Consider the following 26,684-nt stretch of genomic DNA (forward strand, 5'->3'; position numbering starts at 1 on the left):
TTGTCAGGCACTTGTATTGCCTGGCGAACATTGTTGATCGCACAAGAAGGACGTGTGTGAGATGGCGGCGGGAAGGCATTTCCCGCCAGTGGTGTCAATATGTGATGTATTTCGGAATTCAGAGCGCGGACAGCGTCTCGTTTATTCCGTTGGTTAATGTCGAGAGGTCAGTCGAGCTGATGGTGTAGGGGGGCATGGTATAGACCAGCTTCCCAAACGGGCGCAACCAAACGCCGCATTCGATCAGACTTTCTTGCAGTGTTTTATTGTTTACTGACTGTTGCATTTCCACTACGCCGATGGCCCCAAGTACGCGCACATCGGCCACGCCGTCGGCACTCTTCAGTGGTGCCAGCTCTTGTCTAAGTTGGCTTTCGATATCGGTAACTTGTTGTCGCCAATCATTTTTCAGAAGTAGTTCAATACTGGCATTGGCCACGGCGCAGGCCATTGGGTTGCCCATAAACGTGGGGCCGTGCATGAATACGCCGGCTTCGCCGTTGCAGATGCCATTGGCCACCTTGTCGGTACACAGGGTGGCGGCGAGGGTCATGGTGCCGCCGGTGAGGGCTTTGCCGAGGGTGAGGATGTCGGGGGATATTCCGGCGTGTTCACAGGCGAACATTTTGCCGCTGCGGCCGAAACCGGTGGCGATTTCGTCGGCGATCAATAACAGGTCGTGCTGGTCGCAGAGTTCTCGTACGCGCTTTAGATATTCCGGGGAATAAAAGCGCATGCCGCCGGCGCCCTGGACGATGGGCTCTAAAATGACGGCGGCGAGCTGCTGGTGATTCTGTTCGATTAGCTGTTGCAGTTCGGCGGTGTCCTGCTCTGTGCAGGGTTCGTCGAACTTTGGTTTGGGGGCCGGGGCAAACAGGTGTTGGGTGAGCTGGCTGGCGAATAAATGGTGCATGCCGGTGACGGGATCACAGGTGGCCATGGCACCGAAGGTGTCGCCGTGGTAGCCGTTGCGCAGGGCGAGCAGTTTGGCTTTTTCCGGTTTGCCTTGGGAGTGCCAGTATTGCAGGGCCATTTTTATGGCGACTTCGACGGAGACGGAGCCGGAGTCGGCGAGGAAGACTTTTTGCAGTGGCTCGGGGGTGAGGGCGACGAGTTTTTTACACAGTTCGATGGCGGGTTCGTGGGTGAGCCCTCCGAACATGACGTGGCTCATTTTTCCCATCTGGTTTTGCATGGCGGCGTTCAGTTCGGGAACGTTGTAGCCGTGCAGGGTGCTCCACCAGGAGCCCATGCCGTCGATCAATCCGCGGCCGTCTTCCAGGTAAATTCTGACCCCTTCGGCTCTTGTGACGGGATAAACAGGCGGTGGATTAATCAGGGAGGAGTAAGGGTGCCAGATGTGGTTTTTATCGAACTCTAGATCCATCATGGTGCTGTTGGGTGGTCTTCTTAAGCAAGTGTGGTGGCGGTGAAGCGCCGGGTATCTGCTTTTGAAACCGCTGTGAACCCATCCCTGGGCGCTGCGGCGCAAACATCCTGTTTGCGACGCTTTCAAAAACAGATCCCCGGCACTCCCCCTTCAATTCAAATATTTTTACTTCGAAAGCTTTCGTCTACCGTCATTCCGGCGCAGGCCGGAATCCAGAGCTACGAAGCCGGTAATCAAGCCAATTCCCGCAGAACTTTAAGCGGCGGCTGACTAACCGCACTGCGACACGCCAGCGTACCAGCAGTACCAACCAGCAATGCCCCAACCAGCGGCCCAAGCAGCCAGAGTCCCGGGTGGAAATTAAACGGCATATCAAATACCCGCTGGGTCAGCACCGCCAGTGTGGCTTCGGTACCAAACGCCGCAAGTATTCCCGCGGCAATCCCCAGCAAGCCAAATTCAATCATCAGACTGCGAATCAGCAGTTGCCGGCGGCCGCCCAGTGTGCGGATTACGGCGGCTTCCTGCAAACGTTCGGCGATGCTGGCACGGACGCCGGCGATCAGGACGAGTACGCCGGCGACGAGCATGAGGGCGAGTACGGACTCGACGGCGATGGCGACCTGGCCGATGGTTTCGCGGATATTCTCCAGGATTTTGTCCAGTTCGATGATGCTGACACTGGGGAAGTTTTTCACCAGTTCGTTGACGAACAGCTTGTCTTCCGGCGGCAGGTAGAAGCTCTGGATGTAGGTGGCAGGGAAGGTGTCGAGGCTTCCGGGGGCGAACAGCATGAAGAAGTTGGGGCGCATGCTGTTCCAGTCGAGGGTGCGCAGGCTGGTGATGGTGGCTTCGGTCTCGAGGCCGCCGATGGAGAAGCGCAGGACGTCGCCGAGGCTGAGGCCGAGGCGGGCGGCGACTTCGACTTCGACGGAGACTCCTTCATCGAGGTCTTCACTCCACCATTCGCCGGCGACGATTTTGTTGTCGGCGGGGAGGGTGTCGGTCCAGCTCAGGTTGAGTTCGCGGCGGATGGAGCCGTCTTTGTTTTCACGCTCGTCGACGGGAGTGCCGTTCACGGCGATGAGGCGGCCGCGCACCATGGGGTAGAACTCGGTGCCCTCGAGGTTTTTGCCTTCCACCTTGTCTTTCACGCCGTCCAGTTCGTAGGGGGCGATGTTGACGAGGAAGTGGTTGGGGGCGTTTTCCGGGAGCTGCATTTGCCATTCGTCGATCAATGCAGTGCGCGCGTAGTACATGGCGAGCATGGCGAGGAGGCCGGTGCCGAAGGCGGCGATCAGCAGGGTGTTGAAGCCGGCGCGGCGCTGCAGGCTGCCCAGCGCAATGCGCCAGCTGCCGCCGAGGGAGGCGAGTCGTCCGCGCACCAGCAGGCGATTGATCAGGGCGGCGCCGGCGACCAGCAGGCCGAGGCCGGCGAGCAGGGCGACGGTGATGGCGATGCTGCCGGAGAGCCACCAGATCAGCAGCAACATGGACAGGGGGCCGGGGATCAGCCCGAACCATTCCCGTTTGTCCGGGTTGCTCCAGTCCTGACGCAGGGTCTGCATGGGATCCGTCTGGGCGAGGCGGAACAGCGGTGGCAGGGCGAAGCCAATCACGCAGGCGACGCCGGTGGCAAGGCCCACCAGTAGCGGTTGCAGGCCGCTGGGGGGCGGGGTAACCGGGAAGAAGCCTTCCAGCAGGTTTACCGCCTGTGCCTGGATCAGGGAGCCGAGCGCAAGGCCGATGGCGGTGGCGATGAGTGCCAGGGCGGTCATCTGGCCAATGTAGATGCCGAGGATTTTGTTTTTGCCGGCGCCGAGGCTTTTCATCACTGCCACGTAGTTGGCGTGACGCAGTCCGTAGCGACGGGCGGCGAGGCCGACGGCGACGCTGGCGAGTAGCACCGCGAGACTGGCCGCCAGGAACAGGAAGCTCTCGGCGCGATCCAGTGTGCGGGCGACCCGGGGCTGGCCTTCCTCCAGGTCAATGACCCGCTGGTGGTCGGTGAGCTGGGGTTTGAGCCAGTTGAAATACTGGTCGAGGGTCGAGTCGTCACCGGTAAACAGGTAGCGATAGGTGACGCGGCTGCCGGGCTGTAGGATGTTGGTGGCGGCGAGATCCGACTGGTGCATCATCAGTCGCGCACCCATGGAGAAGAGGTTGGCACCGCGGTCCGGTTCGTGGTCGAGGATACCGGCGACTCGGAAATTGCTGTCACCCAGCTGCAGGTCGTCGCCGATCGACAGATTCATCAGCGGCAGCAGGCGCGCTTCCAGCCACACTTCACCGGGAGGTGGACCCTGCTGGACCTCGCGGGAAATGTCATCCGCGTTTGCGCGCATTTCCAGGTGGCCCACCAGCGGGTAGTCATCGCTGACCGCTTTCACCGAGGCGAACTGGAATTCATCCCCGGCGGAGAGCATGGAGGCAAAGGCGGTGGTCTGGGCCTGCTTCAGCCCCAGTTCATCGGCCTTGCTCAACCATGCCTGCGGGACTTCCTTGCTGCTCTGTACCACCCGCTCCGCCGCCAGAAAGCTCTGGGACTGGATATACATAGCGCGGGTAAGGCGGTCGGAAAAGTGGGCGATTGCGGTGACACAGGTGACCGCCAGCACCAGGGCGGTGGCGATCAGCGCCAGCTCGCCGCCGCGCCAGTCGCGGCCGAGGAGTTTCAGCGGCAGCATCAGGCGGACACCTCCGCTTGATCACCAAACTGGTCGCCTGAAAAAGAGTCGGGGATGTCGGCGGTAGTGATCTCTCCGGCCGCCATGCGCAGGTGGGCACCGCAGCGCTCGGCGAGGCGCTGTTCGTGGGTAACCAGCACCAGAGTGGTGCCGGTCTCGGCGTTGAGGTTGAACAGCAGGTCGATAACCTTTTCACCGTTGTGGGCGTCCAGGCTGCCGGTGGGTTCGTCGGCGAACAGAATGCCGCTATCTATTCCAGAAGAGGTGTCAGAACCCTGGTTGGCAATGCTACAGAATGCTCGGGCGATGGCGACGCGCTGCTGCTCGCCGCCAGACAGCTGACGCGGGTAGTGGTGCAGACGGTGGGCGAGGCCGACGCGCTCTAAAAATTCCTCGGCGCGCTTGCCCGCGTTGCGCTCTCCGCGCAGTTCGCTTGGCAGCATGACGTTTTCCTGCGCAGTGAGGCCCGGCAGCAGCTGGAATGTCTGGAACACGAAGCCGACGCAGCGGGCACGCAGTGCCGCGCGCTGCTCTTCGTCCATGGCGGTGATTTCCTCGCCGGCAAGCCAGATTTTACCTTCAGTGGGGCGGTCGAGACCCGCCAGGAGGCCCAGCAGGGTGGATTTACCCGAGCCGGAGGCGCCGGTGATGGCGAGGCTCTGGCCGGCGGGAAGCTGCAGGGATATGTCGTTCAGGAGTGTCAGCGGACCTTCACTGGTACTGACGCGGTGTTGAAGGTTTTCGGCTTTGAGCATCACTGACATGGCAAGTCCCTGAAATTTCGGCAAAATGCGCTTTAGATTTAGTAGTGGAGAGTATGACATGGCGGCAGTTTTTTTCCGGCACCTTGCCCCCGGTTTTGTCTCGCGTGGCCTGCTGTTGATCGTTTTGCTTTACGGGCTGGCGGCCAAAGCGGATGAGCCGGCTGCAAAAGAGGGCACCCTGTTGATATTGGGTGACAGCATCAGTGCGGCCTACGGGCTCGATGAGCGTGAAGGTTGGGTGCAATTGCTGCGCGACCGGCTCGACGAGCAGGGTCTGGCGGTGAAGGTGGTCAATGCCAGTATCAGTGGCGAGACCTCTGCCGGTGGCTTGACCCGGTTGCCGCGTTTGATGAGTGAACATTCACCCGACTGGCTGGTGCTGGAGCTGGGGGGCAACGATGGCCTGCGTGGCTATCCGCCACGGGCGCTGCAGCAGAACCTTCTGCGGATGGTGAAGCTGGCCCGGGAGGGTGGTGCCGAGGTGCTGATCCTGGGTATGCAGATGCCGCCGAACTATGGCAAGGCGTATACCAAGGCGTTTGCGGCGGTCTATCCGAAGGTGGCCGAGGAGCAGCAGGTGCCCCTGGTGCCGTTCTTCCTGGAGACGGTGGCGCTGGTGGATGGCGCCATGCAGACCGACGGGATTCACCCCACCGCCAAGGCCCAGCCGGCGCTGCTGGATCACGTGTGGCCCTGCCTGGAAACCATATTGAAAGGCAATGGGAATACCCAGTCCGATAGCCTGTGCACTTCCTGATCGGAAAGCGTACAATCGCGCCCTGAATTTTTTGAGATTTACCCATGTCTGATCTGGAAAACCGCCGCGAGCGGCTGGAATTCAACAAGCTGCAAAAGCGCCTGCGTCGCAATGTGGGCAAGGCGATCGCCGACTTCAATATGATTGAAGAGGGCGACAAGGTGATGGTGTGCCTGTCCGGCGGTAAGGATTCCTACGCGATGCTGGAAATCCTGATGAACCTGCAGAAGACCGCACCGGTGCACTTTGAGCTGGTGGCGGTGAATATGGATCAGAAGCAGCCGGGTTTCCCGGAGCACATCCTGCCGGAGTACCTGCAGTCCATCGGTGTGCCTTATCACATCGTGAACAAGGACACTTACAGCGTGGTGAAAGAGGTGGTGCCGGAAGGCAAGACTACCTGTGGCCTCTGCTCGCGCCTGCGCCGCGGCACCCTGTACGGCTTTGCCGAGGAGATTGGCGCGACCAAGGTGGCACTGGGGCACCACAAAGACGATATCGTCGAGACGCTGTTTCTGAATATGTTCTACGGCGGCCGCCTCAAGGCGATGCCACCGAAACTGCGTGCGGACGACGGGCGCAATATTGTGATTCGCCCGCTGGCCTATTGCCGCGAAACGGACCTGATCGCGTTTGCGGATCACAAGCAGTTTCCGATTATTCCGTGCAACTTGTGCGGCAGTCAGGAGAATCTGCAACGCCAGGCGATCAAGGGCATGCTGAATGATTGGGACAAGAAGTTTCCCGGCCGCAGCGACAATATTTTTGCCGCACTGACACGGGTATCGCCATCACAGCTGGCGGATCGGGATCTTTATGATTTCGAGAGCCTGGAACTGGACCGCTCTAGACCCGCGCCTGCGGCGGACGCGCGTGCGATCGAGCAGTATGTCGACTCCTGGATACCGGAAGATGCGCGCAATGAGGACCCGGAGCAGCCTGCGGAGACGCCGGCGCAGCCGATGTATATTGAGGCGCGGAATCTGTAGCGCCGTCATCCTCTACTAGCAGGCAATCGGTCTTGTTACCGTTTGCTCCCTCAACAGCCGTGGTGTTTACTGCGGCTGTTTCGTTTTCGGTCTCGCTGTTTTCTGTCTCGGGGCTTTCCGTGGGTTTTACCAGTTTGCTGTAACTGTCCACGAAATCCCGCAGGCGAGCACTGGGGCCATGGTGGAAATGTTTTTTCCACAGTTTGGCCATTTTCGGCAGGTTTTCACTTTCTACGGATTCGATACCGGCGGCGCGGTACACCAGCCACGCGATGGCGGTAGCGTAACGTAGGTTGGTGGCCAGTTCGGCGTGGGGGTGCTGCAGGAAGTCGCGCTGGCTGGCGAGACCGCGCACTTTGGAGGCGAGCGGGGGGAAGTTGATCAGGTATTTATCCCAGATCTGTCGGTGGGTACTGGGGAGAATCTGGAAGATCCCCATACCGTGGCGCCGGCCCTGCTTGAGGTGGAACCCCAGTTCGGACTCTTGTGCGGCAGTGCCGAGCAACAGGGCTTCCATCCCCGGAGACCAGGCGCGCAACTGCTTTAAAGTGGGACGAACGACGAACAGGCGCAGTTCGTCCAGACAAATACCCATAGTGTTTTCGCTTTCCCTAACTGCTCAGTCTGTAACTGCCATCCTTGGCGGCTTTTGGTAACTGTACATACCCTTGGTTTAGTTTGTGGATTGAGTAACCGCCAGCGAATGGGTAGATTTACGCGCAATAAAGACCAATAACGATGGATTCAGCCTATTCTTTCGCGGGACGTGGCTTTATCTGCCAAATATGACGGGGAATCCCAAATGTCTGGACAATGGCTTGTCGCCCTAACGTTTATTGCTTATCTCGCACTGATTCTCGCCATCGGCGTGTACGCCTACCGGCGCACCAAGGATGCCAGTGACTACTTTCTCGGCGGCCGCTCGCTGCCGCCCGCGGTTGCTGCGCTGAGTGCCGGTGCTTCCGATATGAGTGGCTGGCTGTTGCTCGGGCTACCCGGTGCAGCCTACGCAACCGGGCTCTCTTCCGGCTGGATTGCCATCGGTCTGTTCAGCGGGATTGTGCTGAGCTGGACCACCATGGCCCGCCGACTGCGCATTTACACCTACGCGCTGGATGATTCCCTCACCGTGCCCGCGTATCTGCACCGCCGCTTCAATCTATCGACCCCCTGGCTGCGCACCATCTGCGCATTTTTCATTTTGCTGTTCTTCCTGTTCTACGTGGCGTCCGGCCTGATTGCTGGCGGCAAGTTATTCGAGACCGTATTTGGCTGGGACTATCAGTGGGCAGTGGTGATCGGCGCAATTGCGGTAATTTCCTATACCCTGTTTGGCGGTTTCCTCGCGGTGTCCTGGACCGATGTGTTTCAGGGATTGCTGATGAGTCTCGCGCTGGTCATCGTCCCGGTCATGGTGATTTCCGACGAGGGTGGCTGGGGGAGTGCCTGGGCAACCATGCAGACGGAGCACCCGGAACTGATGCACTGGATGACGGACAACACCGGCGCCACCCTGGGGGTGGCCGCGGTGTTGAGTTCTCTGGCGTGGGGGCTGGGGTACTTTGGCCAGCCGCATATCCTTGCCCGCTTCAAGGCGCTGCGACACCCGGATGATATGCCGGCCGCGGCGAGTGTTGCCGCTATCTGGTCTCTGGCCGGCTTTCTCGGCGCCATGTGTGTGGGCCTGTTCGGCCACCTGGAGCTTACCGCGACATTGCCGGATGGCGAACGGATCTTTATGGCCCTGGTGGAGTCTCTATTTCACCCACTGGTTGCCGGTATTCTGCTGGCGGCGATCCTGTCGGCGATCATGAGCACCGCAGATTCCCAGTTACTGGTGTCATCCGCGGCGCTGGCAGAAGATATTTACCATGTGTGGTTCGGCAAGCAGGCATCGTCCGAAAGTATCGTGAAAGTAGGCCGCTGGGCGGTTGTGGCGCTGTCGCTGATTGCCGTAGGTGTGGCGATGGATCCTGGATCCAAGGTCCTGGATGTGGTCGCCTATGCCTGGGCCGGGCTGGGGGCTGCCTTTGGCCCAGCAATACTGATCAGCCTCTACTGGTCGCGTATGACCGGTGCGGGTGCGATTGCAGGGGTTCTGGTCGGGGGTATAACCGTAGTGGTATGGAAACAGCTCTCCGGTGGCATCTTCGATATATACGAGCTTTTACCGGGATTCGTACTCTCCGCAGCTGCTATTGTTTTAGTAAGTGCCGTGACGCATTGCCCTGAAGGAATTTCAACGCGCCACCGTCAATTACTGGGGCAAAAGCAGTAGTCTGATCGCGGTATTCGCGCAACTTTGCGCAATTGATCGGTGGTGCCGCGGCTGGAGTAGTTGGAGTGATCGAAGTACACCTCGGTGATATCACTCGGTTGCATGTGGATGTAATCGTCAATGCAGCCAACCAGAGGCTCCTCGGCGGAGGCGGTGTGGACGGCGCCATTCATCGCGCGGCTGGCCCGGAACTGATGGAGGCTTGTCGCGCCATTGGCGGCTGCCCTGTCGGGGAGGTGCGCGCTACCGCAGGCTATCGACTGCCGGTGAAGCGTATTTACCACACTGTCGGTCCGGTCTGGCGCAGTGGCAATCTGGGGGAGCCGGAGTTGCTTGCCAGTTGCTACCGCCAGTGCCTCAATCTTGCGCGGCGTGAACACGCCCATTCCATTGCATTCCCTGCCATCAGCTGTGGTGTCTACGACTACCCCCCGGAGCTTGCAGTAGAAATTGCCGTTGAGCAGGCCCAAAACCATCTCGACCGCGACGGCGGTCCCCGCCACATTATTTTCTGCTGCATTGACGAAGATATGGCAGAGCTCTATCGCATGCAGTTGGACGCCTGCGTGCGTCGTTGAATACGATTTTTATCCGTCTTGAAAGACTTGTGAGCGTACCAGTTAGCCGAAGGAATTTACGCACAGTTTTGTGCTGATGGGTCGGTTAACTGGCACTGCCGTAACAGTCAGCGAGTCTGGCAAAAATAATCGGTAAATTTTCCACAGTTTTTGCTATTTCATCTCGCGCCCGGCTTTGCCGGGCATCACTCTTCTTTTAGAATTTCTCCCTTAAGGATTCGCGCAGGTGGCACCATCGTTCCAGGTTTGTGCTTGGTGTTGGTGTTTTTGCGCATGGGAAAGGGAAAGTTCATGCAGGTGTATGTAGAAAATAAACGTGGCCAACGGTTTCGGGTGCTTGAGGGCTGGCAAAGCGCTCGTACTGTTTTCGAGAATGACGCTGCTGCCGAGCTGCTGATTTCTTTCCCTCCCGCCGCGCTCGATCAGATTTACGATCAGTTTCTTGCTCATCGGGCTCAGTGCTCGGTCGATACACATACCCTCGGCGGCGGTGCCTCTCACCTGCTCTCAGAATTTCCCGGTGTACCTACCCATTTTTCCAGCGAGCACAAAGCGGTGTATACCGCAGTTCGCAAGCACCAGATACTGATTGAAGAGGCTCCCTTCGGCGAAGCGGTTTTGGAAGAGCGCCAGTCCGGTATTCGCCACAAGATTCGCCTCGCCCTGCAGAAAATAGTTGCGGAAGAACGCGTTGAAGCCGCACGCATTCAGGCGGTACACGAAAAGCGCAGTGAGTTGGAAAAAGTTGGCGCGCATATTGCTCGGGGTGCCCAGGGCTTTGGCGAGGCGGTTTGGGGGCTCGCCGTGTGGGTCAAGGATGTTGCCGAAGTGGCGATGGTGGTCAGGTCCACTCGAGTGCAGTACGAAATGCTCGGTGCCACATATGACTACATTGCGCACGACAGAAGTTTCGAGGCATCCGGCAGTGAATATCTGGGCGAAGTGAAAAAAGAAGTGGTCGATGTCCTCGGCTTCGACCCGTCCACCATTACCGCAGAGCAGCTAAAACAGGCCTTTGAAATCGCCGAGCTGATCTACGACGATGCCACGTTACGCAGTGATATCGGCCGCTTTGCCAAGGATTACGTCAAGGCGCAACACAGCCTGGAAATTTCTGAATTTGCCGGTGGCGGCGTTTTTGAAATCGTACTGACGATTGTTCTCGCCGCATTTACCGGCGGAGTTGGCGCCGTCGGGTCCATGGCTAAAAACGCTCGCTTAATGTTCCGCTTTAAGGATGTGGGCGATTTGATGCTGGATTTTGCGAAGTTTCAGAAGCAGCGTCTTCGATTGAAGATGAAAAGAGGTGCCAAATCATCGGCGGCGAATTTTTCGGATTTAGATAGCGATGTAGTCTCTGTCCCGAAATATTCGGATGAGCCTGTAGGGGGGCGGGACAAGAGGCCGGCACCGCTACCACTAAGTGATATCGAATTGGCGAAGAAGCCAGGAAATGCACCTGCTCAGATTCGAGCGAGACGTTCGATTGCAAGGGAATACATGGAAAACAATGGATTCACGGAAGACCAAATTACAGATGCGCTGGGCACATTGGATGGTGCGGCAGAGGGTGGAGTTGATTTCGAAAAGCCGCTAGAGATTGTATCATTCCCACCTCCGGAGGATATGTATCAGCATGTCAAAAGTCATGGGTACCCTGGTAATTGGTTTGATCCCGTAGGCGGTCAGTCTCCTGACCAACTAGGAATTAGCGGTGAAGGGCGGATGTCGAAAAAGTTTAAAATGCCAAAAGGAACGGGCCTTAAGTCGCATTCCCGGCCAATACTAGATAACTGGACTAACCCGGAAAATCCAGTGCAAACCCCCGGTGGAGGAGTTCAGCTGGTGATTAATGATGAAGCGAAGGCATTGGTTAACTCTTTGAATGGGCTGAATTAAGTATGAATTATTCTGATGTCGAAAATTGTGCGGATCGTGCGTTGGAGGCTGTTGATCAGCTTGAATCAAAGTATGGAAAAAGTCCGGTTCTAGATTCTATTAAGAATCAGATGATATTTGTAAGGGATAATGCTCGGGTAGGGAAGAATCCAGTTGATGAGCTTCCCAATGGTAAATCTTTTACCTTCGGAATATTGTCATCAAGAGAGTTTGCGAGCCCTGAGGAACTGTTAGTCAAAGAGAAATTGAATCGCGTCGCTAGGTTGCTTTTTTGAAGATTTCTCCGAAGGAATTAAATTAATGTCTCACTTTTATGAGGCACGATTTCATAATCGGTATTTCGATTATTAATTGGCAGTGTAGGGTGGCTTAACGTGTGATTTTAATAATCATGAGTTCTCCTATATTTTCTTGGCTATAGCATAATTCCCCTATTTTTCACTTTGGCAAGGACTGTTAAATCATGTTGCATACTGGTGATTTGCCGCCTGGCCATAAGTTGATTGGGAAGGCGGAGAATATAGGGTTTGAAGGTGAGAGTTTGTTCTTTGTGCTGCCTGAATCGCGCCTGTTTGTGATAAGTAAGTCTCCTGCTCTTAGCTTTCAAAAGGAAGATGAGCCAGGGCTGAGCATAGCTCAAGCCGAATATCCTAAAGCGAGTGCGGCTTGGTTTATCGATGCGGTAGAGAACATGATTTGGACGTCTTCTAAGGAAGGTGGACTAGCCGAAGGGGTATATCATGTTGAAAAATCGATCGAAAACGAGATTATCAAGGTATCGAGAGATATGAACTGTGGTGCGAGACTTCAAAAGGGTATTTCTTGGAAAAATTTAAGTAGGAAGCCTCATGGGAGAAATTTTGGATATCAGGAAAGGCAAATTACAGATGCGGCCTTACGGGAAGGAGGGATCTTAGATATCCTTCGAAAAGTTAATTAGGGCCAAGTTGAAACTGGGGGCTGATCCAGGATTAGTTTTTCAACTAATTTTCTTGTGAAATAGTGGAACTTAAGAACACATAGATTGCTTTAGTGTCGGCAAGCACATAGTTAAACTCGCTCAGGCGATAAACGCTCTTCGCTGGAGCGTAGCTATTGTTGTAACCGATGCGGCTAGCTCACCCAGATCAACGACAGTCTGCGCGGCAACCGCAGCTACCACTACGACGCACTGGATCGCCTGACCCAGGTAGACGGCCCCTCCCCGGAACATTTCGTCCACGATCCCGCGCACAATATCCTCGCCGCGGCAGGCAGCGCGGAAGAAGCGAAGCAGCAGGCCAGCAGTACCCAGGTAAATGGCAACCGCCTGCAGTTCCGCGGCGACACCCACTACGAATACGACATCCACGGCAATCGCACCGCGGCCCTGCGCGGCAAAAGCCAAAAACTCCAGACCCGCTATCGCTACAACAGCAAGCACCAGCTTGTCGCAGTAGCGGAATACAAGGTGGATGATACCGGCGAGCCACAACTTCAATCGGAAACCCAATACCAATACGACCCCCTCGGTCGTCGCGTGCGCAAGCAGGGGCAGGGCACTACCACCGAATTTCTGTGGAATGGCGATGTACTGCTTCAGGAAACCACTCGAGACTCCGAAAGCAGCCAGGACCTGAAATCCCGCACTTACTACTTCGAGCCGGAAACCTTCAAACCGGTCGCGTTAAGCGAGGATGGAGAGGTATACCAGTACCACCTGGACCATCTCGGTACTCCGGACACTCTGACGAATGCTGAAGGTGACGTGGTCTGGAATGTCAGCTACAAAACCTACGGCAACCTGGCCATCGCCCACCGAGAAGAAATCGCCCAGCCGATTCGGTTTCAGGGGCAGTATTTTGATGAAGAGAGTGGGCTGCATTATAGCCGACACCGATATTACGATCCGGGTACAGGGCAGTTTACTCAGCAAGACCCGATTGGGCTCTTAGGTGGGGATAATAGCTATGCCTACGGACCGAGCCCCGTTATTTGGATTGACCCTTTAGGGTTAACATGTAAAGAGCTAACCTCCTGGAATCAATTCCAGAATGACACTAAAGGTCATTTTTCGAATAGTTCGGAAGCAGCAAAAAGCTATACCCGGATGAAAAATGTGCAGGCCATGGAGAAGGGCAAAAGGCCAGATCCTGCTACATACTTACCTCAATCATACATCGATGCACATTTGCAGAAGTTTGAAGGAGGTGCGTCATATTTGGTGCCAGAAAATATTTTGAATCGTTTTGGAAGAGAAATCCTGGGGTGCCCTGATAACTCGCAATTTGTAATGAGTAAGGTTGAAATGGATGACCTGCTCAAAAGAGCAGGTGGTGATGTGAGTTATATTGAAAAAGAGTTGGGCATTCCGTCTGGCTCATGGTCGGGTCAAACATTAAAGCGAATTGATATATCTGACCCAAATAGTCTTAACCTCCGTTTTCCTAATGGTAATGAGTGGGGGGCTAACGACGAATGGTTAGCCGGAGGCAAATTGCCAACAGGTTATTCAGAAGCAGTTGTTGATAAGATTCCTAAAGGGTCTTATACAGAAGGTGGGATTAAGTAATGATCAAAAAAATTAAAGAAGAGCCTTGGAGCTTTTCTCTTTATGAAGATGATGGTGGTTTGATCTTATCTGTTTTATGTGGTACTAGCGCCATGTATGAAACTGTAATCAGACTCAATGAAGATGAATCCAACCAAGTTGAAAGTGGGAAATTAAATGCTCTTGTGGAGTCAATTAGAAATCATCCTGGTAAATTTAAGGAGCGCAGAATTCAGGGTTTGAATCTTTAAAATTCTTGCTCAGAAAAAATTGATTTATTTTTTGCTCAATATCGGCTAAGCCTGATTGGTAGGCGTCATGGAATTGGTCAATGGCCAAAAAGAGTTGACCACTACACCTTGCATGTCATGACCGCTTGGTCTAATTGAGTTCTAATGTACCATCCCCAAAAGCCAATCCAATAACAACCAAGGCGAGGGAAAACCATGCGTACAGCAGACCAGTGGTTCAGCGAATACGGCGAGAGCCACCAGAATTCCACCAACAAGGCCATCCACTGGGTGGCGGTTCCTTTGATTTACCTCACGGTAGTGGGGCTTTTCTGGTCCATTCCCCAGCCGGAGTGGATGGCTTCCTTGCCCTGGCTGAACTGGGCAGTTGTTACGCTGATCCCGGCGCTACTTTTCTATATGGCAATGTCCTTCCCTCTGGGGCTGGGTATGCTGGCACTGTCCCTGCTTTGTCTCGGTGCTTGCAGCGCGATGGAGCGAGCTGGCATGAGCGTGCTCTGGTGGTCTGTGGGGCTGTTTGTGGTGATGTGGGTATTCCAGTTTGTGGGGCACCATATTGAGGGCAAGAAGCCTTCTTTCTTCAAGGATCTCCAGTTTCTGCTGATCGGCCCGGCCTGGGTGATCGGCTTCCTGTACCGCAAGCTCGGAATCAAATACTGATATTATCTCTGGGTACTCTTCAGGAGCCTGCAAGCGGGCTCCGATTCCTACCTAAAGGGGAATCTTTTACCGGTTGTAGTGCACCGGTACTTCCAGCGTCTCTTTCACCTGCTCCATCACCACATAGCTGGTGCACTCCTGCACTTCCGGCAGGGTCAGTAATGTTTCCCCATAGAACCTTCGATAGGCGCTCATGTCGGCCACCCGCGCCTTGATCAGGTAGTCAAAGCTGCCCGACACCAGATAGCACTCCTGTACTTCCGGTAACTCCGACACCGCGCTGCGGAAGGCCTCAAAGGCATCCTGGGCGGAGCGGTTCAGGCGGATCTGTACGAAGACCACCAGCGCGGCGTCCAGGTACTCCGGATTGATCAGGGTGGTGTAGCCCTGGATAACCCCGTCACTTTCCATCTTCTTGACTCGCTCCACACAGGGCGTGGCGGTCAGACCTACCTGACGGGCCAGTTCTGCATAGCTGGTGCGGCCGTTTTTCTGCAGTACTCGCAGGATATTGCGGTCAATGGTGCTGAGTTCACTGGCACGTCGTTTCATGGTTTTCCTTTTGGTTTTTCTGTGCGCTTTCTCGGGGCTTGACTTGGCTGTAACGCGCGGCTGGGTTCTGTCTGGCTAAAAAACGGTCTTTGCGCCATGTGGCCAGTGGATTCCACTAATAGTATTGGAAAATCTACAGAAATCCACTCTAAAGAGACGCCTATACTGCGGGAATCCAACAAAAGAAGAGCGCAGCTAATGGCGCTTACAGGGTAATTGAGGAGAAACGTTATGTTGATCGGTGTCCCGAAAGAGATTAAGAACCACGAGTACCGTATTGGCCTGACTCCGGCGAGCGTGCGCGAGCTGATCGGTCACGGTCACGAGGTGATCGTGCAGAAAGACGGCGGTGCATCCATCGGTTTCACCGATGAAATGTACCAGCAGGCTGGCGCCAAGATTATCGACACGCCGGAAGAGATTTTCGCCACTGCGGATATGATCGTGAAGGTGAAAGAGCCGCAGCCCCACGAGTGCGAAATGCTGCGCCCGGGTCAGTTGCTGTACACCTATCTTCACCTGGCGCCGGACCCCAAGCAGACCGAGCTGCTGGTGAAATCCGGTGCGACCTGTATTGCCTATGAAACCGTAACCGACCGTTTTGGCGGCCTGCCGCTGCTGGCGCCGATGTCTGAAGTTGCCGGCCGTATGTCCGTGCAGTGCGGCGCGCACCACCTGGAAAAAGCCCAGGGTGGTCTGGGTGTTCTGCTGGGTGGTGTACCCGGTGTTGCCCCGGCCAAGGTGCTGATTATTGGTGGCGGTGTGGTTGGTACCAACGCGGCCAAAATGGCCCTGGGTATGGGTGCCGACGTGACCATTCTGGATCGCTCCCTGCCGCGTCTGCGTCAGCTGGACGATATCTTCGGTGGCGCAGTGCGCACCGAATACTCCACCAATGATGCGATCGAATCCCACTCGCTGGAGGCCGATCTGGTTGTGGGTGCGGTACTGATCCCGGGCGCTGCAGCACCGAAACTGCTGACCCGCGACATCATCAGCCGCATGAAGAAAGGCGCGGTAGTTGTGGATGTGGCGATTGACCAGGGCGGTTGTTTCGAAACCTCCAAGGCAACTACTCACCAAGAGCCTACCTACGTGGTCGACGGCGTGGTGCACTACTGTGTTGCCAACATGCCGGGCGGTGTAGCGCGTACCTCTACCATGGCCCTGAACAATGCCACCCTGCCGTTTGCGGTAGCGCTGGCTAACAAAGGTGCCAAGCAGGCGCTGCTGGACGACGCCAACCTGCTGGAAGGTCTGAACGTACACGCTGGTATGGTGACCTACAAAGCCGTAGCCGATGTACTGGGTTACGAATACGTGGATCCCAAACTGGCTCTGCAGAAATCCGCTGTGGAATCGGATGTTGCTGCCTGAGGCTTTTGCTTTCAGGTGGTACAGAACTGAATTTTATCAGTTCTCTTCTGGGGCGCCCCCACGCCCCACTCTGTGAGACCCGGCAGTGTCTGACTGCCATTGCAGCCGCGCTTTTTAGCGCGGCTTTTTTCGTTGTGGCGGGGGGGTATTTTGTGAAGACGTTCTAAATCGGTTTTGAAGAGATTTATCTGGCAGGGAAGAGTCGACTGAGCAATACGGGGAGGGCGGTTTCCACACGTAAAATGCGCGGCCCGAGATGTACTGACTGGAAGCCGATTTCCTGCAGCTTTTCCACTTCGTAGGGAATAAAGCCACCTTCCGGCCCGACCGCCAAGGTAGTCTGCTGCTGGATATCCACAGGGCAGGGTACGTCGGTTACCGGGTGTGCCACCAGTTTGAGGGATTCTTCTGCAATGGACGGCAGCTCGTCTTCCACAAACGGCTTGAAACGTTTGCGCAGCTCGATCTGTGGCATAACCGTGTCCACCGCCTGCTCAAGGCCGAGTATGCATTGCTCGCGCAACTTTTCGTCCTCAAGCCACGGGCTTTGCCAGAAGGACTTTTCCACCCGGTAGGCGTTGATCAGGTAGAGCTTTTTAACCCCGAGCGCAGTGGCGTGCTGGATGGTGCGCTTGAGCATTTTCGGGCGGGGCAACGCCAGGATCATGGTCAGCGGCAGGGGGGCGGGCGCATCCCGTTGCAGGGTGACGGACATGGCGATGTGATCTTCGCCGCGGCCGGTGATTTCGCCCTCGCCAATCTGTCCATTGATGACACCCACTTTCATGCGGTCGCCAATCTCTGCGCGGTGCACTTCCGCCATATGCTGAAAGCGGCGGCCGCGCAGGAGCACTTCGGTAGAGGCCTCTGTGGAGGACTGAAAATCCTCCGGCGCAAGCAAAATCAGGTTCATTGATTACCGCCTGGCGCTGGCCACGGCACCTTTGCCGATGCCTTCATAGGCGCGCACGGTAATGTCCTTACCGGAATTTTCTTTGGCCAGCTCGTCCGCAATATATTGGGCGAGCTGTTCGACGGTGGTGTCGCAGCCGAGAATTTCACAGCGGCTGGCAGGCATGCTCAGGGTGAACGCGCCCTGCTGGGCCTGGTAGGCGAAGTGCAGATGCGTATCCTGACCTTCGCCGGATTCCTTGATGAGATCTTCCCGGGTGCCCAGATAGATATCTTCCCAGCGTCCTGCCCAAAGGGTTTCGAGCTCTGGACTACGTTGCCCATCCACATCGATACGAATACGGGAGCGGTGGCCGTGGGCGATACGTTGGCAGTTGCCATCGTGCTTTTTGAGGCCGTGACTGTAGTGATAGAAAGGTGTGTCGATTTGTTCGTTGCTGAAGCCGAGGGTGAGCTGATCCACGCTGGTGGGGAAAACACCGTCCAGCTGGGTGACGCACCAGCGCGCCACGGATTCCGCCGTGATGGACTCCGCTTCCACCAGAGCAAAGGCTTGCGCGGGGCCACCGACGGTGATGGTTTTGCCGTCGGCCAGTGTCCATTCCAGATTCAGCTGCTCGCCTACATGCTGGATGGCGATATGCGGCGACTGAGTCGGCACCAGAAGGCGATGATCCAGCTCATCGTCCAGCCAGTTGCGCAGGGTTTTTTTCACGATGCCGAAATCGCATACCATCCCCTGATGATCCAGAGCGCCGTCCAGCGCGGCGTTGGCCAGCCAGGTTTCACCCACAATTCCCCGGGCGTGGTGGAGATAACTGAAATCCACATTGGTGAGGCTGTCGACGAATAGGTGCATATGTGGCTCGGTTAAATCGAAGGGCTCGGTAAGGTCGCAGAAAGCGGGCCCAGATCGGGCGCGGCACAGTATAGCTTTTTTGCCCTGGCAATTTGAGCGGCGCGGGTGAAAATCCGCGGAGGATTGAATAGGGGGAAATAGGGGCTGGAACCTGGCGCCAGGAGTCTCTATAATCGCGCCCTCTTCGAGTGCAGCGGTACCTGATATTGCATTTTCTGCAGTAAACAGCCTGGTACCAGCGTCAGTGCTATTCTGTGTGCTCGAGCGTTGTGGCGGCCCTTCCGGTCTCCTCGCAATGATCAGCTGTGAACCCCGCCAGGCCCGGAAGGGAGCAACGGTAGCAGTGACATCATGTGCCGGGGGTGTGCTGGTTGGGCTGCCTCCAATTTCCCTCTCCAGTCTTTTTCCATCGCTTTTATTTCGCCTTGAGCCTGCGCGGTTTTTGGGCAGTTCCAGTGTGCGTCGCGACTGTTCGCGAAATATTTCTCCAGTACAGTGGCTTTACGGGGAATTTTGTGCCGAAGTCCTCTGAGGAACTGTGTCAACGTCTCGGCACGGGCGAAGCCTGTGCTATAAAACCGCGACAGACTTTTTTCTTGTTGCCGCCCACTCAGCCCGGGCTAGGCCCCAAATAACGTCAAATAATGACTCATGATCAGAGGACGCCGATGAAAAAGCTCGCGTTGGTAATCGCCGCTGCCACCTTCACCCTGGCGGGGTGTGACCGAGAATCCCCGGATGCCGGAGCGCCAGTACCCGCGGCACAATCCAAGGCCGCTTACGGCGCGGATACCACCGATGCGGGCACCGTTGCCAGGGATCAGGGTCGGGACGGTAATGGTGACCAGCTGGATGCCGAGGCTGCCAAGGCGTTTCTGGATAATGCCCAAGAGCGATTGGCCAAGATGTCGGAAGAGGCGAGTCATGCCAGCTGGTTGGCGTCCACTTACATCAATGTGGACTCTCAGTACACCGAAGCACTGGCCATGGAGCGCTTCACCTCCATGGCAGTGGAGCTGGCCCAGGAAGCGGCAAAGTTTGACGACGTCGAACTGGACGCGGAAACCCGCCGCATGCTCACCATGCTCAAACAGGGACTGGTTTTTCCTGCACCCAATGACCCCAAGCTGACCGCAGAACTGGCTCAGATCGGCTCGAAAATGCAGGGCATGTACGGGGCGGGTAAGTATTGTCCGGATAACAAGCTCGGTGACGAAAAGCCTGCTGCCAGCGACGACGGCGAAAACAAGTGCTACACCCTGACCGAAATGGGCCAGATGATGGCCAATAGCCGCGACCCGAAATTGCTCAAAGAGCTGTGGGTGGGTTGGCGCAAGGTGTCGCCGCCGATGAAGCCTTTGTACGAACGCCAGGTAGAAATTGGCAACGCCGGTGCCAAGGAGCTGGGTTACGACAACCTCAGTGTCATGTGGCGCTCCAAATACGATATGCCCGCGGATGCCTTCGCCGCGGATATGGACAATCAGTGGAACAAAGTGAAACCCCTGTACGAAGCACTCCACTGTCATGTGCGCGCGCGACTGAATGAACATTATGGCGATGATGTTGCGCCGGCCACCGGCAAAATTCCGGCGCACCTGCTGGGCAATATGTGGGCTCAGGAGTGGGGCAATATCTACGACGTCGTGAAAGATGACGACATGGAAGCACCCTATGATCTGACCCAGCTGGTCGTGGATTCCGGCATGAGCGAAAAGGATATGGTGAAGGCCGGGGAGAAATTCTTTACTTCACTGGGCTTCAAACCGCTGCCGGAAACTTTCTGGGAGCGCTCTCAGTTCGTACAGCCGCGGGACCGCGACGTGGTGTGTCACGCGAGCGCCTGGAACCTGGATGGCCAGGACGATATCCGCATCAAGATGTGTATCAATAAAACCGGGGAAGACCTGATTACCGTGCACCACGAGCTGGGGCACAACTTCTATCAGCGCATCTACAACAAACAGCCGTTCCTTTACAAAGAGGGCGCGAACGATGGTTTCCACGAAGCCGTGGGTGACACCATTGCTCTGTCCATCACGCCGAAGTATCTGAAAGAAATCGGCCTGATGGATGAAATTCCCGGTGAAGACAAAGATATCGGGTACCTGATGCAGCAGGCGCTGGACAAGATTGCGTTCCTGCCGTTTGGCCTGTTGGTGGACAAGTGGCGCTGGCAGGTGTTCAACGGCGAAGTGCAGCCGGGCGACTACAACAAGGCGTGGTGGAAGCTGCGAGAGGATTATCAGGGCATTCAGGCGCCGGTTGAGCGCAGCGAGGCCAATTTTGATCCCGGTGCCAAATACCACATTCCCGGTAACACCCCTTACGCCCGTTACTTCCTGGCGCGTATCCAGCAGTTCCAGTTCCACCGCGCCCTGTGCGAGGCCGCCGGTGAAACCGGCCCGCTGCACCGTTGTTCCATCTTCAAAAACAAGGCGGCCGGTGAGAAGTTGCGCAATATGCTGGCCATGGGAGCGAGCAAACCCTGGCCCGACGCTATGGAAGCGCTCACCGGTCAGCGTGAGCTGGATGCCTCTGCCATAGTGGATTACTTCCAGCCGCTGATGGAGTACCTGCAAGAGCAGAATAAAGATCGCGAGTGCGGGTGGGAATAATCCGGCAGCGTGAGAAATTCAATTGGCTGGCACTATTGACCATATATTCACAGTCAATGGGGCCTGGGGTTTGAATGCCAGATTATGACCATAGTATTAGCTATGTCCTGATTTTATGGATTGAACTCGAACCACAAGAAGAGGTTGCTAATGAGCAATATTGATATCGGTATCAATGAGAAGGATCGCGAACAGGTTGCAGAGGGATTGAAGCGCTTGCTGGCCGATTCTTACACCCTGTACCTGCAGACTCACAATTTCCATTGGAATGTGACCGGCCGTCTGTTCAGGGAGCTGCATCTGATGTTCGAGGAGCATTACACCGAACTGGCGACCGCGGTGGACGACATTGCCGAGCGCATCCGCACCCTGGATGTGGTTGCACCGGGTACTTACAAAGCGTTTGCCGGGTTGAGCTCGATTAAAGAGGTTGAGGACGTGCCCGCAGCGGAAGAAATGGTACGGATCCTCACCCAGGGCCACGAGCAGGTGGTAAAAACCTGTCGCGAAGTGCTGAAGGCGGCACAGGATGCGGATGACGAATCTACCGCAGCACTGGTGGGCGACCGTATGCGGGTGCATGAGAAGACTGCCTGGATGTTGCGGGCGACCGCGCAGTAAGTAGATCTCCCCCCCCCCTTTCGAAAAACCGGCCTCTGGCCGGTTTTTTTGTGCCCGTAACTTTTCTTCCGCGGTTCCAATCTGCGATTGCCACTTGCGCTTTATTACTGTGTGGTGCACAGTAATTACTGTGTGATGCACAGTATGGACTGAAACGGGATGACAGAAGCGCCGGAAAAACTCCAGCGGATGGTGATGGAAGTACGCCGTGGGGCGCTGACCCTTGCGGTATTGCTCGCGCTGGGAGAGCCGCACTACGGCTACTCCCTGCGCAAGAAGCTGGCACAGCAAGGGCTGGAGATTGACGAAGGCACCCTCTACCCGCTGCTGCGCCGGCTGGAAGACCAGGGGCTGCTCTCCAGCGACTGGCGGCAGGAAGAGGGCCGCAAGCGACGCTTTTATCAGATCGATGACACTGGCGAGATCGCACTCGCAGCCATGCGCAGTGAGTGGCAGAGCCTGAACGACGTGATTGGCCAGCTGGCGGACAAAATGGAAAGTATGGAAAGTGGAGACGGAATGAATGGCGACACACACTGATTGGTTGCAGCGTTACGTGGATAACGTACGTACCTATTTGCCGGCACGCTTGCGCGAAGATGTGGGCAATGAGCTGCTGTCGGATCTACAGGATCAGCGGGATGATCTGGAAGAGTCCCTGGCGCGTGCGCCCAGCGAGCAGGAAATTCTCGACCTGTTAAAGCAGAGGGGACACCCCATGTCGGTGGCGGCGGCCTATCAGCCGCGCCGTGCACTGGTCAGTGAACCGCTATTTCCGCTGTACCTGCAGGTGCTGAAGTGGACCTTTCTGATTATCGCGGTGGTGACGGCGATTGATGTGGTCGGCTCCCTGTATTTTACCGAAAATCCCAATCTCCTTTCTGCCGCGATTGGCTGGTTTAGCGGCCTCTACGAAAGTGGTGTGCATTCTTTTGTTGCAGTCACACTGGTGTTTTATCTCATCGGGGAGGGGTTGAATAACCGTCAGGTATTTGCCAACTGGAATCCCCGCTCCATGCCGAACGTGGTGGACAGCGGCCGGCGCATCAAGCGCTTTGATTCCTCGGTGGAATTTGTCGTAACCCTGTTGGCAATGGCGTGGCTGAACGATCTCTGGCTGCTGCCGGCGAGTAGCGGAAGTAACGCACTGGTCCTCTCGCCGGAGATGATGGCGTTGCTGCCATGGCTCAATATTGCACTGGGCGCCAGCGTGTTGCTGTCGCTGTACAAATTGATTTCCCCGTTCTGGACACGTGTCCGTTTGCTGATGGATGGGGCGCTGAATATTTACTGGCTGATACTGCTGGCATTTTTACTGGGCCTGCAGGCGCCTTTTTCCATTCAGTGGCAAGGCGGTGACCTCTGGCAACCGAGCCAGGGTAATTGGCAGGTGGCCATCGGCGTGGTGGTGGCGATCACTGCGTGGGACCTGTTTCAAAATATCCGCCGGCTGGTGCGCTCACCATCAGGAGTGCGTGTTTGACACCAGGGCTAGAAATGCCTGGGCTGGCGCTGAAAGGGCGCCGGCTTCCCGCGCGAGAATTCCTACCGCATGGGTTACCACTGGTTCCGCCAGAGGTTTGCACACCAACCCATACGCGCGCATTTGCTCCTCACATAAGCTAGGCACCGCGCTAACCCCCAGGCCACTCTGTACCAGCCGGCCGATGGTGCTGAGCTGGTTTGCTTCACACAATAACCGCGGGAGCACTTCCCCAAACGCGGCGTCTGTCCAGCGGCGCACCGCAGAGCCCCGGTTCATGGCGATAAATGGCGCCTGCGCCAGGTCCCGCCAGCGCACCAGTTTTTTCCGCTGTAGCTTGTGTCCCTCCGGTAGTACCGCGATAAAGCGGTCTTCGCCGATGGGGGTGAAGCTCAGATTGCCCAGATCGTCCGGACGAAAACTGAAACCCAATTCCGCGCGCCCCTCCTGCACCGCATTCACCACCCGCTCCATCACGATATCTTCCAGCACGATATTGATATCCGGGTGTTGCCGGTGAAATTGCTTCAGCAATTCCGGCAGCTGGTTCAGGGCAAAGGCGGGGATGGCGGCGATGGACAGTTGCCCCTGCTGCAGGCGGAAACGCTGCTGCACCGCATCCAGAGTGTTGTCCCAGTTGTGCAGCAGTTGCTGGGCGCGCTCCACAAAAGCGGTGCCCTCCGGTGTCAGTACCAGTTGCCGACCTTCGCGGCTGAACAGGTCGCCACCCAGAGATTCCTCCAGGGTGCGAATGGCGATGGAGATGGCCGGTTGCGACACATGCAGCTGTGCGCTCGCTTCCGCCAGGCTGCGGGTTCTGGCCACGGCCACAAAGGCGCGCAGCTGTTTGATGGTGGTGCTCATACTGGAGTTTTGCGTCGTGTAGGCCCTGATTATCTGTTAAGTAAAACTTATTAAATAATAATAAGTTTAAATTAGTCTTAAGTGTTAGACCAAGGCATGATTGTTCACATGGCGAGACGGCCAATAATGGTCAACCATTCAGACAGAATGCCGACACAGAAAAATGAGAGAGCCCGCTGACATGAGCAATCCAGTGCAACCCCTTTGGCAGCCCACGGAAGAGGCCATTGCCGCGACCCAGATGGACCGGTTTCGCCGCCAGGTAAATGAGCTGCATCAGCAAACCCTGCCGGATTACCACGCCCTGCACCAGTGGTCTGTGGATAACCGCGAGGCATTCTGGAGCCAGTTGTGGGATTTCGGCGAAGTCATTGCCAGCGAGCGCGGCGAGCGGGTACTGGGGAAAGACACCATGCCCGGCGCCGAGTGGTTCCCGGACGCGCGGTTGAACTTTGCCGAAAACCTGCTGCGTTTTCGCGACGACAAGCCGGCGCTGATCGAGCGCCTGGAAAACGGCAGCCGCCGCGAATTGAGCTACCGCCAGCTGTTTGAGCGGGTAGAGCGGCTGGCCGCAGCGCTCGCCAATGCCGGAGTGGAGAAGGGCGACCGGGTAGCGGGTTTTATGCCCAATATCATCGACACTGTGGTGGCCATGCTCGCCACCACCAGCCTCGGCGCCATCTGGACCTCCTGTTCCCCGGACTTCGGTATCAATGGCGTTCTAGATCGTTTCGGCCAGGTCGCGCCGAAAGTCTTGTTCGCCTGTGAAGGCTACTTCTACAACGGCAAAACTATCGACTCCCTGCCGCGTCTGGAGCAGATCGTCGATCAGATCGATTCGATCCAGCAGCTGGTGGTGGTGCCAGTGGCGCGCTCATCGGAGCAGACCGAATCGGATATCGACGGCCTGGATCGCGCCGTAAGCCTCGGCGCTTTTGTGGGAACTGCGCCCGCGCGCCCACTGACGTTTGAGCAAACCGAATTCAATCACCCGCTGTACATCATGTACTCCTCCGGCACCACCGGCGTGCCCAAGTGCATCGTGCACGGCGTGGGCGGCACCTTGCTGCAGCACATTAAGGAACACCGCCTGCACACGGATATCTCCCGCGACGACACCCTGTTTTACTTCACCACCTGCGGCTGGATGATGTGGAACTGGCTGGTAAGCGGGCTCGCCTGCGGCGCTACCTTGGTGCTCTACGATGGCTCGCCGTTCTACCCGGCAGCGCAGTGCCTGTGGGATATGGCGGACGAGGAAAGCATTAGCGTATTCGGTACCAGTGCCAAGTACATCGCCGCGCTGGAAAAGGCCGGCTGCAAGCCGCGCGAGAGCCACAAGCTGGAGCGCCTGCGCGCGGTACTCTCCACCGGTTCGCCGCTCGCCCACGAGGGGTTCCGTTACGTGTATCGGGACATCAAGGCGGATCTATGCCTGAGCTCCATCTCTGGTGGCACCGACATTGTCTCCTGCTTTGCCCTGGGCAACCCGACCCTGCCGGTGTATCCCGGTGAGCTGCAATGCCGCGGTCTGGGTATGGCGGTGCAGGTGTGGAGCGACGATGGCAAGCCGGTGGAGCAGGAGAAGGGTGAACTGGTGTGCGCCACGTCTTTCCCCTGTATGCCCATCGGCTTCTGGAATGATGAGGACGGCAGCAAGTATCACAGCGCCTATTTCGAAAACTGGCCCGGCGTCTGGGCCCACGGCGACTATGCGGAAATTACCGAGCACGGTGGCGTGATCATTTACGGCCGCTCCGACGCGGTGTTGAACCCGGGTGGCGTGCGCATTGGTACCGCAGAAATCTACCGGCAGGTGGAAAAAGTCGAAGAGGTGCTGGACAGCATCTGTATCGGCCAGGAGTGGCGCGATGATGTGCGTGTAGTGCTGTTTGTGGTGCTGCGGGAAGGGCTGACCCTGGGCGACGACCTCATCCAGAAAATCCGCACCACCATTCGCGCCAATACCACCCCGCGCCATGTGCCGGCGAAAGTAATCCAGGTGGCGGATATCCCTCGTACCATCAGTGGCAAGATTGTGGAGCTTGCCGTGCGGAATGTCGTGCATGGCAAACCGGTGAAAAATCAGGAGGCGTTGGCGAATCCGGAAGCATTGAAGCTGTTTGAGAATTTGTCAGAGCTCGCCGGAGAGTAATCTCCTCTTAAAGGCGATATCAGGACGGGCGGTGATGAAAAAGGCCGGGCCAAGTGCGAACTTGCCCGGCGAACAGTCGGGGTAGATGGATCGATCCCGTGCAAAAAATACGCACCGGGGAGAGCCTCTGTATCAGTTGGCTGCCGGCTGAGCCAATTCTTCATTCATTTTGCGTAGCGCCATCCGGGTGATATATCCGCCCATCAGGCAAACAAATCCAATGATTCCCAAGCTCAGCAGGCCAGAAAAGCTGGTGAAGAGATCAATCATTGCGTCCATTTTCGTACTCCTGAGCGATAGAGGAAGTGATATAAACGTGGACTGCATGCTCTAACGGGGTGTTGCGCTGTAGTCCTCTCAACTGGCTCCAGTCTAGGGTGTGGTGCTGTGCCGCACTTGATCTGGATCAACTGAGCGGCCGATTCAGCCCTCCCGGGGGTACCCCCACTCTTGCTATCTG

Annotated in this window: 24 protein-coding genes and 1 other RNA gene; 17 read left to right on the forward strand and 8 right to left on the reverse strand. The window is 56.6% G+C overall.

The features are described from left to right. Nucleotides 1–118 precede the first annotated feature (118 nt). The 3 genes from bioA to ACXAG1_RS11920 form a co-directional block, all read right to left on the reverse strand. Entirely contained in the window at nt 119–1,390 is a 1,272-nt protein-coding gene (gene bioA / locus ACXAG1_RS11910) for an adenosylmethionine--8-amino-7-oxononanoate transaminase (RefSeq protein ID WP_475119802.1), read from the reverse strand. 233 nt (nt 1,391–1,623) lie between these two features. Next, nucleotides 1,624–4,077 carry an ABC transporter permease gene (locus ACXAG1_RS11915; protein ID WP_475119803.1) on the reverse strand — a complete coding sequence of 818 codons (2,454 nt, stop codon included), beginning with the start codon at nt 4,075–4,077 and terminating at the stop codon, nt 1,624–1,626. After that, the gene (locus tag ACXAG1_RS11920; RefSeq protein ID WP_475092279.1) at nt 4,077–4,841 is read right to left on the reverse strand and encodes an ABC transporter ATP-binding protein; all 765 of its coding nucleotides are present in this window, start codon (nt 4,839–4,841) and stop codon (nt 4,077–4,079) included. Before ACXAG1_RS11920 ends, ACXAG1_RS11915 begins: the two co-directional genes overlap by 1 nt. Nucleotides 4,842–4,899: 58 nt before the next feature. Here ACXAG1_RS11920 and ACXAG1_RS11925 point away from each other — a divergent pair, with 58 nt between their 5' ends. From ACXAG1_RS11925 to ACXAG1_RS11970, 10 genes are all read left to right on the forward strand, one after another. After that, entirely contained in the window at nt 4,900–5,598 is a 699-nt protein-coding gene (locus ACXAG1_RS11925; RefSeq protein WP_475119804.1) for an arylesterase, read from the forward strand. A 44-nt stretch (nt 5,599–5,642) separates the two neighbouring features. Next, a complete protein-coding gene (ttcA, locus tag ACXAG1_RS11930; protein WP_475092281.1) occupies nt 5,643–6,587 on the forward strand; it encodes a tRNA 2-thiocytidine(32) synthetase TtcA in 945 nt (314 codons plus the stop codon). 802 nt (nt 6,588–7,389) lie between these two features. Beyond that, complete coding sequence (gene putP / locus ACXAG1_RS11935; RefSeq protein ID WP_475092282.1) at nt 7,390–8,865, forward strand: sodium/proline symporter PutP; 1,476 nt, start codon at nt 7,390–7,392, stop codon at nt 8,863–8,865. A 65-nt stretch (nt 8,866–8,930) separates the two neighbouring features. Further along, complete coding sequence (locus tag ACXAG1_RS11940) at nt 8,931–9,443, forward strand: O-acetyl-ADP-ribose deacetylase (RefSeq protein WP_475092283.1); 513 nt, start codon at nt 8,931–8,933, stop codon at nt 9,441–9,443. 273 nt (nt 9,444–9,716) lie between these two features. Next, a complete protein-coding gene (locus ACXAG1_RS11945; protein WP_475119805.1) occupies nt 9,717–11,342 on the forward strand; it encodes a hypothetical protein in 1,626 nt (541 codons plus the stop codon). A 2-nt stretch (nt 11,343–11,344) separates the two neighbouring features. Continuing rightward, nucleotides 11,345–11,617 (forward strand): immunity protein Tsi6 family protein, encoded by a 273-nt coding sequence (locus ACXAG1_RS11950; RefSeq protein WP_475119806.1) that lies wholly within the window; start codon nt 11,345–11,347, stop codon nt 11,615–11,617. Nucleotides 11,618–11,805: 188 nt separating this feature from the next. Then, nucleotides 11,806–12,282 carry a hypothetical protein gene (locus ACXAG1_RS11955; protein ID WP_475119807.1) on the forward strand — a complete coding sequence of 159 codons (477 nt, stop codon included), beginning with the start codon at nt 11,806–11,808 and terminating at the stop codon, nt 12,280–12,282. Nucleotides 12,283–12,522: 240 nt separating this feature from the next. Then, a complete protein-coding gene (locus ACXAG1_RS11960; protein WP_475119820.1) occupies nt 12,523–13,893 on the forward strand; it encodes an RHS repeat domain-containing protein in 1,371 nt (456 codons plus the stop codon). Beyond that, on the forward strand, nt 13,893–14,123 hold the full coding sequence (locus ACXAG1_RS11965; RefSeq protein WP_475119808.1) for a hypothetical protein: 231 nt from the start codon (nt 13,893–13,895) through the stop codon (nt 14,121–14,123). The genes ACXAG1_RS11960 and ACXAG1_RS11965 overlap by 1 nt, the downstream gene beginning before the upstream one ends. Before the next feature lie 195 nt (nt 14,124–14,318). Then, the gene (locus ACXAG1_RS11970; RefSeq protein WP_475092287.1) at nt 14,319–14,783 is read left to right on the forward strand and encodes an Mpo1 family 2-hydroxy fatty acid dioxygenase; all 465 of its coding nucleotides are present in this window, start codon (nt 14,319–14,321) and stop codon (nt 14,781–14,783) included. Between the two features lie 66 nt (nt 14,784–14,849). On the opposite strand, the gene ACXAG1_RS11975 is transcribed toward ACXAG1_RS11970, so the two are convergent. Beyond that, the gene (locus ACXAG1_RS11975; RefSeq protein WP_475092288.1) at nt 14,850–15,335 is read right to left on the reverse strand and encodes an Lrp/AsnC ligand binding domain-containing protein; all 486 of its coding nucleotides are present in this window, start codon (nt 15,333–15,335) and stop codon (nt 14,850–14,852) included. Nucleotides 15,336–15,566: 231 nt separating this feature from the next. On the opposite strand from ACXAG1_RS11975, the gene ald reads away from it, so the two are divergent. Next, nucleotides 15,567–16,712, forward strand: a complete 1,146-nt coding sequence (gene ald, locus ACXAG1_RS11980) for an alanine dehydrogenase (protein WP_475092289.1) — start codon at nt 15,567–15,569, stop codon at nt 16,710–16,712. A 184-nt stretch (nt 16,713–16,896) separates the two neighbouring features. On the opposite strand, the gene ACXAG1_RS11985 is transcribed toward ald, so the two are convergent. Next, on the reverse strand, nt 16,897–17,625 hold the full coding sequence (locus tag ACXAG1_RS11985; protein WP_475092290.1) for a 16S rRNA (uracil(1498)-N(3))-methyltransferase: 729 nt from the start codon (nt 17,623–17,625) through the stop codon (nt 16,897–16,899). Between the two features lie 3 nt (nt 17,626–17,628). Beyond that, the gene (locus ACXAG1_RS11990) at nt 17,629–18,483 is read right to left on the reverse strand and encodes a 6-carboxytetrahydropterin synthase (RefSeq protein WP_475119809.1); all 855 of its coding nucleotides are present in this window, start codon (nt 18,481–18,483) and stop codon (nt 17,629–17,631) included. 279 nt (nt 18,484–18,762) lie between these two features. Here ACXAG1_RS11990 and ffs point away from each other — a divergent pair. The 5 genes from ffs (at nt 18,763) to ACXAG1_RS12015 (ending at nt 23,205) form a co-directional block, all read left to right on the forward strand. Further along, nucleotides 18,763–18,859: signal recognition particle sRNA small type (gene ffs, locus ACXAG1_RS11995), an RNA gene on the forward strand. Nucleotides 18,860–19,151: 292 nt separating this feature from the next. Beyond that, nucleotides 19,152–21,101, forward strand: coding sequence for a M2 family metallopeptidase (locus ACXAG1_RS12000; RefSeq protein ID WP_475119810.1), 1,950 nt, complete (start codon nt 19,152–19,154; stop codon nt 21,099–21,101). Between the two features lie 150 nt (nt 21,102–21,251). Then, complete coding sequence (locus ACXAG1_RS12005) at nt 21,252–21,722, forward strand: Dps family protein (RefSeq protein WP_475092293.1); 471 nt, start codon at nt 21,252–21,254, stop codon at nt 21,720–21,722. A gap of 159 nt (nt 21,723–21,881) precedes the next feature. Beyond that, complete coding sequence (locus ACXAG1_RS12010) at nt 21,882–22,262, forward strand: PadR family transcriptional regulator (RefSeq protein WP_475119811.1); 381 nt, start codon at nt 21,882–21,884, stop codon at nt 22,260–22,262. Beyond that, entirely contained in the window at nt 22,246–23,205 is a 960-nt protein-coding gene (locus tag ACXAG1_RS12015) for a hypothetical protein (RefSeq protein ID WP_475119812.1), read from the forward strand. The genes ACXAG1_RS12010 and ACXAG1_RS12015 overlap by 17 nt, the downstream gene beginning before the upstream one ends. On the opposite strand, the gene ACXAG1_RS12020 is transcribed toward ACXAG1_RS12015, so the two are convergent. Next, the gene (locus tag ACXAG1_RS12020; protein WP_475119813.1) at nt 23,188–24,069 is read right to left on the reverse strand and encodes a LysR substrate-binding domain-containing protein; all 882 of its coding nucleotides are present in this window, start codon (nt 24,067–24,069) and stop codon (nt 23,188–23,190) included. The genes ACXAG1_RS12015 and ACXAG1_RS12020 overlap by 18 nt on opposite strands. 181 nt (nt 24,070–24,250) lie before the next feature. On the opposite strand from ACXAG1_RS12020, the gene ACXAG1_RS12025 reads away from it, so the two are divergent. Further along, nucleotides 24,251–26,224 carry an acetoacetate--CoA ligase gene (locus tag ACXAG1_RS12025; protein WP_475092297.1) on the forward strand — a complete coding sequence of 658 codons (1,974 nt, stop codon included), beginning with the start codon at nt 24,251–24,253 and terminating at the stop codon, nt 26,222–26,224. A gap of 132 nt (nt 26,225–26,356) precedes the next feature. On the opposite strand, the gene ACXAG1_RS12030 is transcribed toward ACXAG1_RS12025, so the two are convergent. Further along, nucleotides 26,357–26,503 (reverse strand): DUF3149 domain-containing protein, encoded by a 147-nt coding sequence (locus ACXAG1_RS12030; RefSeq protein ID WP_475092298.1) that lies wholly within the window; start codon nt 26,501–26,503, stop codon nt 26,357–26,359. Nucleotides 26,504–26,684: the final 181 nt, after the last annotated feature.

The sequence above is a fragment of the Microbulbifer sp. ABE4_465 genome (assembly GCF_056160765.1).

Excerpts from the sequence above, each read along its gene's own strand:
- ACXAG1_RS11950 (WP_475119806.1), top strand. The coding sequence starts at position 11,345 with ATGAATTATTCTGATGTCGAAAATTGTGCGGATCGTGCGTTGGAGGCT.
- ACXAG1_RS12005 (WP_475092293.1), top strand. The coding sequence starts at position 21,252 with ATGAGCAATATTGATATCGGTATCAATGAGAAGGATCGCGAACAGGTT.
- ACXAG1_RS11915 (WP_475119803.1), bottom strand. The coding sequence starts at position 4,077 with ATGCTGCCGCTGAAACTCCTCGGCCGCGACTGGCGCGGCGGCGAGCTG.
- ACXAG1_RS11945 (WP_475119805.1), top strand. The coding sequence starts at position 9,717 with ATGGGAAAGGGAAAGTTCATGCAGGTGTATGTAGAAAATAAACGTGGC.
- ACXAG1_RS12030 (WP_475092298.1), bottom strand. The coding sequence starts at position 26,503 with ATGGACGCAATGATTGATCTCTTCACCAGCTTTTCTGGCCTGCTGAGC.
- ACXAG1_RS11975 (WP_475092288.1), bottom strand. The coding sequence starts at position 15,335 with ATGAAACGACGTGCCAGTGAACTCAGCACCATTGACCGCAATATCCTG.
- ACXAG1_RS11965 (WP_475119808.1), top strand. The coding sequence starts at position 13,893 with ATGATCAAAAAAATTAAAGAAGAGCCTTGGAGCTTTTCTCTTTATGAA.
- ACXAG1_RS12020 (WP_475119813.1), bottom strand. The coding sequence starts at position 24,069 with ATGAGCACCACCATCAAACAGCTGCGCGCCTTTGTGGCCGTGGCCAGA.
- ACXAG1_RS11990 (WP_475119809.1), bottom strand. The coding sequence starts at position 18,483 with ATGCACCTATTCGTCGACAGCCTCACCAATGTGGATTTCAGTTATCTC.
- ACXAG1_RS12025 (WP_475092297.1), top strand. The coding sequence starts at position 24,251 with ATGAGCAATCCAGTGCAACCCCTTTGGCAGCCCACGGAAGAGGCCATT.
- putP (WP_475092282.1), top strand. The coding sequence starts at position 7,390 with ATGTCTGGACAATGGCTTGTCGCCCTAACGTTTATTGCTTATCTCGCA.
- bioA (WP_475119802.1), bottom strand. The coding sequence starts at position 1,390 with ATGATGGATCTAGAGTTCGATAAAAACCACATCTGGCACCCTTACTCC.
- ald (WP_475092289.1), top strand. The coding sequence starts at position 15,567 with ATGTTGATCGGTGTCCCGAAAGAGATTAAGAACCACGAGTACCGTATT.
- ACXAG1_RS11955 (WP_475119807.1), top strand. The coding sequence starts at position 11,806 with ATGTTGCATACTGGTGATTTGCCGCCTGGCCATAAGTTGATTGGGAAG.
- ACXAG1_RS12010 (WP_475119811.1), top strand. The coding sequence starts at position 21,882 with ATGACAGAAGCGCCGGAAAAACTCCAGCGGATGGTGATGGAAGTACGC.
- ACXAG1_RS12000 (WP_475119810.1), top strand. The coding sequence starts at position 19,152 with ATGAAAAAGCTCGCGTTGGTAATCGCCGCTGCCACCTTCACCCTGGCG.
- ACXAG1_RS11920 (WP_475092279.1), bottom strand. The coding sequence starts at position 4,841 with ATGTCAGTGATGCTCAAAGCCGAAAACCTTCAACACCGCGTCAGTACC.
- ACXAG1_RS11985 (WP_475092290.1), bottom strand. The coding sequence starts at position 17,625 with ATGAACCTGATTTTGCTTGCGCCGGAGGATTTTCAGTCCTCCACAGAG.
- ACXAG1_RS11970 (WP_475092287.1), top strand. The coding sequence starts at position 14,319 with ATGCGTACAGCAGACCAGTGGTTCAGCGAATACGGCGAGAGCCACCAG.
- ttcA (WP_475092281.1), top strand. The coding sequence starts at position 5,643 with ATGTCTGATCTGGAAAACCGCCGCGAGCGGCTGGAATTCAACAAGCTG.
- ACXAG1_RS12015 (WP_475119812.1), top strand. The coding sequence starts at position 22,246 with ATGGCGACACACACTGATTGGTTGCAGCGTTACGTGGATAACGTACGT.
- ACXAG1_RS11925 (WP_475119804.1), top strand. The coding sequence starts at position 4,900 with ATGGCGGCAGTTTTTTTCCGGCACCTTGCCCCCGGTTTTGTCTCGCGT.